This window comes from Kineococcus siccus, from assembly GCF_009906795.1.
GTDB classification, from domain to species: domain Bacteria; phylum Actinomycetota; class Actinomycetes; order Actinomycetales; family Kineococcaceae; genus Kineococcus; species Kineococcus siccus.
Window position 1 is genome coordinate 1 of sequence record NZ_JAAALN010000261.1, and the last position, 5255, is coordinate 5255.

At 73.4% G+C, this 5255-nt stretch carries 4 protein-coding genes and 1 pseudogene; 2 read left to right on the plus strand and 3 right to left on the minus strand.

The features are described 5' to 3' along the window. A pseudogene (locus tag GTR02_RS19560) lies at positions 1-2329 on the plus strand (glycosyl hydrolase); the annotation flags it as partial. A gap of 76 nt (positions 2330-2405) precedes the next feature. Here GTR02_RS19560 and GTR02_RS19565 read toward each other — a convergent pair. Beyond that, the gene (locus tag GTR02_RS19565) at positions 2406-2978 is read right to left on the minus strand and encodes a dihydrofolate reductase family protein (RefSeq protein ID WP_166609157.1); all 573 of its coding nucleotides are present in this window, start codon (positions 2976-2978) and stop codon (positions 2406-2408) included. Between the two features lie 117 nt (positions 2979-3095). On the opposite strand from GTR02_RS19565, the gene GTR02_RS19570 reads away from it, so the two are divergent. Next, on the plus strand, positions 3096-3719 hold the full coding sequence (locus GTR02_RS19570; RefSeq protein WP_166609158.1) for a TetR/AcrR family transcriptional regulator: 624 nt from the start codon (positions 3096-3098) through the stop codon (positions 3717-3719). A gap of 99 nt (positions 3720-3818) precedes the next feature. Here GTR02_RS19570 and GTR02_RS19575 read toward each other — a convergent pair whose 3' ends face one another. Further along, complete coding sequence (locus GTR02_RS19575; RefSeq protein WP_166609156.1) at positions 3819-4760, minus strand: arginase family protein; 942 nt, start codon at positions 4758-4760, stop codon at positions 3819-3821. Between the two features lie 79 nt (positions 4761-4839). Beyond that, the gene (locus tag GTR02_RS24720; protein WP_166609159.1) at positions 4840-5028 is read right to left on the minus strand and encodes a hypothetical protein; all 189 of its coding nucleotides are present in this window, start codon (positions 5026-5028) and stop codon (positions 4840-4842) included. Between the last annotated feature and the right edge of the window lie 227 nt (positions 5029-5255).

Sequence of the window (5255 nt, forward strand, 5' to 3'; positions counted from 1 at the left end):
GGTCCTCGTCGTGGGCGACGCGCCGGCCACCGCGGCCGGGCGGGCGGGCGACGACGCGCTCGTCGCCGCGCTCGCGCAGCACCCCGGTGTCGTCCGGGTCGCGGACGCGGCGGCCGCCGTGGAGGCCGTCGGCCGCGGTCACGACCACGCCAGCAGCGATGTTCCGCTGCTCGTGCGCCGGCACGGGGAGTGCGGCGTCGCCCTCGTCAGCGGCGCGTTCCCCAACGCCAGCGCCTACCCCCTGCGCTCCCCCGGCGACGGCTGGCGGTGGACCGACTACGACTTCGACGCGACCCGGTACGCCCTGCAGCGCACCGTGACCGTGCAGGCGCCGGTCGCGGAGGCCGAGCTGTGGAACCCGGCGACGGGCAGCCGGACGCCGGTCCCCGTGCGCGTCGAGGGGGACGTGTCGCACGTGGACGTGCCGCTGGCGGGCGCACCGCTGGGGCTGCTGGTGTGGCGGGAGGGACGGCCCGAGGGCGCACCCGTCGCGCCGGCCGTCCCGCCGGCGCACCTGGTGCCGCTGGCCGAAGGGTGGACCGGCGAGCTGGTTCCCACGATGCGCAACGACTTCGGCGACCTGGCCCTGCCCGCCGGCGCCGGCGTCGACGAGCTGCAGGTCTGGACGATGGAGCACGCCGAGACCGACGGCGCCGCCCCCGAGCGCTGGACCCCGACCAAGGCCACCTTCGGGCAGGTGCTGCGCACCCACCCCGCCGTGGCCGCGGCGGAGCTGCCGCCGCCGCTGCTGCCGGCGGACGTCGAGGAGGTCCTCGCGGGCCGCCGCCCGCTGGCCACCCCGGCCTGGGGCCGCGTGGTGCACTCCGCGACCCGCGGGGTGGAGAAGGAGAGCGGCCGCCTCGGCGTGAAGGCGTTCGTCTACGAGGAGTTCGCCCGCACGGCCTCCCCCGGCCCCGGGGAGGTGGTGGCGGTGCGGACCCTCGTGACGTCGGAGCGCCCCGGTGCCGCCGACCTCGTCGTGGGTGCGGGGGCCGCGAAGCGGGTGTTCTTCAACGGCACCGAACTGCCGACGTCGGCGACCTACGCCAGCACGGCCGTCGTGGACGTGCGTCCCGGCCCGAACGTGCTGGAGTACCACCTGTTCGACGTGGACAACGCCCCGGGCCGCCACGGCCTCGACGGCGACGACCTGCTCCGCTCCTGGTTCCTCCTGGTGGAACCCGGCGGGTTCGGGGTGCGGCCGGAGTACATGTCGGTCGGCGCCGGGATGCAGCCCGACGGTCACGTGGTGTTCTCCCACGACGTCCTGGTGCCCGCGCCGGTGCACCGGGCGGTCCTCGTGGTCGGTGCCGCGACGGGCCTGACGGTGTTCCTCGACGGCGAACCCGTCGCGCGGCAGGAGAAGGTCGAGTACTACGAGTCCAGCTGGGGGGCGAACCCCATGTACTTCTCCCACGACCTGGCGTCCGCCCTGGGCGCGGGGCCGCACCGGCTGGAGGTCGTCACCGACAGCACCGACACGCGCGACGTCGCCTACGTCGACCTCGTCGTCGAGCACGCCGACGGCGTGAGCACGGTCGTCAGCGGTGCCGGCTGGGAGGTCGCGTGCGGTGGCCGCAGCGGCGTGAGCACCGAGCAGCGCGGCCACCGCGGTGAACTCGCCCCCGTGCACGCGGTGCGCCGCACGCACCCCCTCGCGGGTGCCCGCTGGATGAACGGGGTGCCCGTGATCGGGGCCGAGGCCGACGTCGTGCACACCGGCGACGACCCCGTGCCGGCCGTGCAGTGGTACCGCTTCGACGTGCCGGCCGGGACGACGGGGTTCACCGTGCCGGTGTCCGCCGAGGCGAGCGTGCTCGTCGCGGGACGTGAGCTACCCGTCGTGGACGGGCGCGTGGACCTGCCCGACCCCGTCGCCGCGCCCACCGAGGTGGTGGTGCGCACCGCGGCCGTGAGCACCGACCGGGCCGGCGCGCTGTGGTCCGGGCCCGCCCGGGTCGACACGGTCCCCGCCCCCGTGACCCTGGGCCCGTGGCCGGGGATCGGGTTGCGCGCCTGGAGCGGCGGGGTGCGCTACCGGTGCCGCGCCGAGGTTCCCGCGGGCACCTCGGCGGTCACCCTGGACCTCGGCCGCCTGCGCGGCAGCGCCGAGGTGGTGGTGGACGGCCGGGAGGTCGCGAGCCTGTTCTGCGCGCCCTGGACGGTCGACCTGCCCGGGCTGAGCGGCACCGTCGACGTCGAGGTGACCGTCTACGGGACCCTCGGGCCCTACTTCCAGGAGTCCACGCCGACGGTGTGGGTGTTCCCGTCGCAGGAGGTCACGGGCCTGATGGGGCCGGTCGTGCTGGGGTGCCGGGCGGACGCCTGAACCGTCTCCCCGACGACGGCCACGAGGCGCCCCGCTCCCGCGCCGAGCGGCGCGACCTTCCTCGGGGACCGACCGATCAGGTCGAGCGGGCGTAGGTGGTGACCGTGGTGCCACCGCTCAGCGCGCGCTCAGCGGTGACCTCGAAGGCCTGCACGCCAGCGTGCGGGGCGGCGATGACCGGGATGCCCGCGCCGACCACCACGGGGTAGCGCTTGACGACCAACTCGTCGATCTCGGCCAGGACGGCACCGGCGAGCCGGCCTCCCCCTGCCAGCCACACCCCGGCGCCGTCCTCACGCTTCAGCCGGCGGACCAGGGCCAGCGGATCGGAGCTCACCTGCACGTCCGGGTCCGGGCCGGCCTCCAGGGTCGTGGAGACCACGTGCTGGTGCAGGTGCGCGTACGGGCTGGTGATCCCCGCCTGCATCGCCGGGGCGTAGGTGGCGCGACCCATCACCACGGTGTCGAAGTGGACCGCAGAGGCGCTGATGCCCAGGTGCTCGCGCACGTGGGTGGGCAGGGTCTCGGGGTACTCCGTGGCGATGAAGTCCAGCACCGAGGACTCGACCGGGAAGAAGTCGAAGGAACCGTCGGGGGCGGCGATGAAGCCGTCCAGGCTCACCCCCACGTAGTAGGTCAGCGCACGCACTCCACCACTCCTCTTCCGGGGACCGAGTCCTCGACGCCCTGCCACGACAGACGTAGTGCCACTGCTGCGACAGTAGACCACTACAGTTGTCGTCGTCGATAGGCGAGGAGACGACGCATGGCCAACGCGCAGAGGCGGGCAGCACTGCTCGACGCCGCCATCGAGGTGCTCGCCGCACAGGGAGCTCGAGGGCTGACGTTCCGTGCGGTGGACGCTGAGGCATCGGTGCCTGCCGGCACCACCTCCAACTACTTCGCCTCTCGCGACGAACTGCTGACCCAGGCCGGGGGGCGCATCTACCAGCGGTTGGCTCCCGACGCCGCCACGGTGGCCCGCGGCCTCGCCGAGCCGCGGGACCACGACCGCGTCGTCGAGCTGGTGCACCAGCTGACCGAGCGGATCACCGCCTACCGCAGCGGCCACCTGGCACTGCTCGAACTGCGCTTGGAGGCCACCCGCCGCCCCGCGCTGCGGCACGTCCTCACCGCCACGGTGCTGACGGACCTGCGGGCCGTCATCTCCTACCACCTCGACACCGGTCTGCCCGGGAACGCCACCACGGCCGTCCTGCTCTACCTGGCCGTCAACTGGCTCGTCCTGGAACAGCTGACCCTGCCCGACGTCCTCCTCGAGGTCGCGGGTTCGGACTTCGACCACCTCGTCACCACGGTCGTCCAGCACGTCCTCCACGGCGCGGCCGCCCAGATGCCTTCCAGGTCAGAGGCATCGCCGCAGACGTGACCTCACCGGCACCCCCGCGCCATCAGTGAGACAAACGTGGAGACCCGCTGCGCCGCAACGGTGGTGGAGTCAGGTCCGGGACGACCGGATCGCGTGGACTCAGCAGTCGGAGGCCAGCTGCCGCAGACCGGTGACCAGGACGTCGGCCAGCAGCCGTGCGCAGCGGCCGTCCGGGTCCAGGTCGGGGTCGAAGACGGTGACCTGGATCCCCACCGCCCCAGGAGCGAGGCGAACGAGGAGTTCGGTCAGCTCCTGCGGGGTCAGGCCACCCGGGTCGGGGCTGTCCACCGCCGGGAGGTGCTCAGGGTCGAGGACGTCGACGTCCACGTGCAGCCAGTAGCCACTGCGAGCTCGGCCCACCACCTCCAGTGCAGCGGTTGCCCCCGCGACGACGCTCGATGTTCCATGGCCACCGCGCAACCGGCTGGCAGGGATGACGACCCCGAGGGTGTCCCGCGCCTCGGACAGGTGCTCGTCGTCGTCGCGGCACCCCAGGTGGGCCACGTGCTGGGCGTGGAACGAGGCTCCTGTGCCCTCGGGGTCCGCGACGGCCGGCCAGTGCCGGCCGACGGCTGCCGCCAGGTCTTCTCCGGCCAGGCTCGCGCACGCGTCGTTGTTGCCGGGATGGCGGAAGTCGGTGTGCCCGTCGACGTGGATCAAGCCGTAGGAACCGCGCCGGGCCAAGGCCATGCCGGCACCCAGCAGCAGGCTGCAGTCACCGCCCAGCACCAGAGGTGCACGTCCTGCCGCCAACAGGTGTTCCAGCCGTGCCGCGAAGCGGGTGGCGTGCTCGAGGATCGCGTCCTGGTTGCGCAACCGGCCCGTGAAGGGGCCGCCCCCGCTGAGGCCGTCGTCGGTGGCGGGGTCGGCGACGTAGCGCCCGGGCAGGACCACGCCGGCGTCCTCGGCCCCCTGGGTGAGCAGTCGCCTGTGCAGGCCCGCCTCTCGCAGGGCCTCAGGCGCCTTGGCGCAGCCGGGCACGCTGCCTGGCTGGGGTGGGCGGAGCCCGAGGTTGGTGGGGGCGGCGAGGATGGCGATCACGACGACATCTTCTCCAGCACGCCGCCTCAGGCCAGCGAGCAGGACGCACGGTCGTGCCGCAGCCGCGTGATGGTCGAGGTCAGCAGGTGCCCTCGATCCTCGCCTGCTGAACCAGCTCGTCGTAGCGGTCCTCACCCTTATCGACTGCTTCAGGCGGCAGCACGGCGATGGACCACGGCACCTCGCACGGCCCATCGTGCCCAGCTTCGAGGCACAAGGCCCTGGTCAACCGCTCCTGGATCTCGAGCGCCTGTTCCTGCGAAGCCACAGACCGATCCTGATCTCGTAGGTGCCCTTGCCGTTCGCTGCGTTGATCGGCGCCATGCCTTGACGCTAGGGGTACTGCTCAACTCGCACGGCGAACCGCGCGGTCATGCCGAGAAGCGAGCGGTCAGCGACGCGGGTGCAACGCCCGCGCGGCTCGACCAGCCACCACCGCAGCCTGCAACAGCACCCCCACCACGGCGACGTAGCTGACCCCGAAAGCCGTCACGG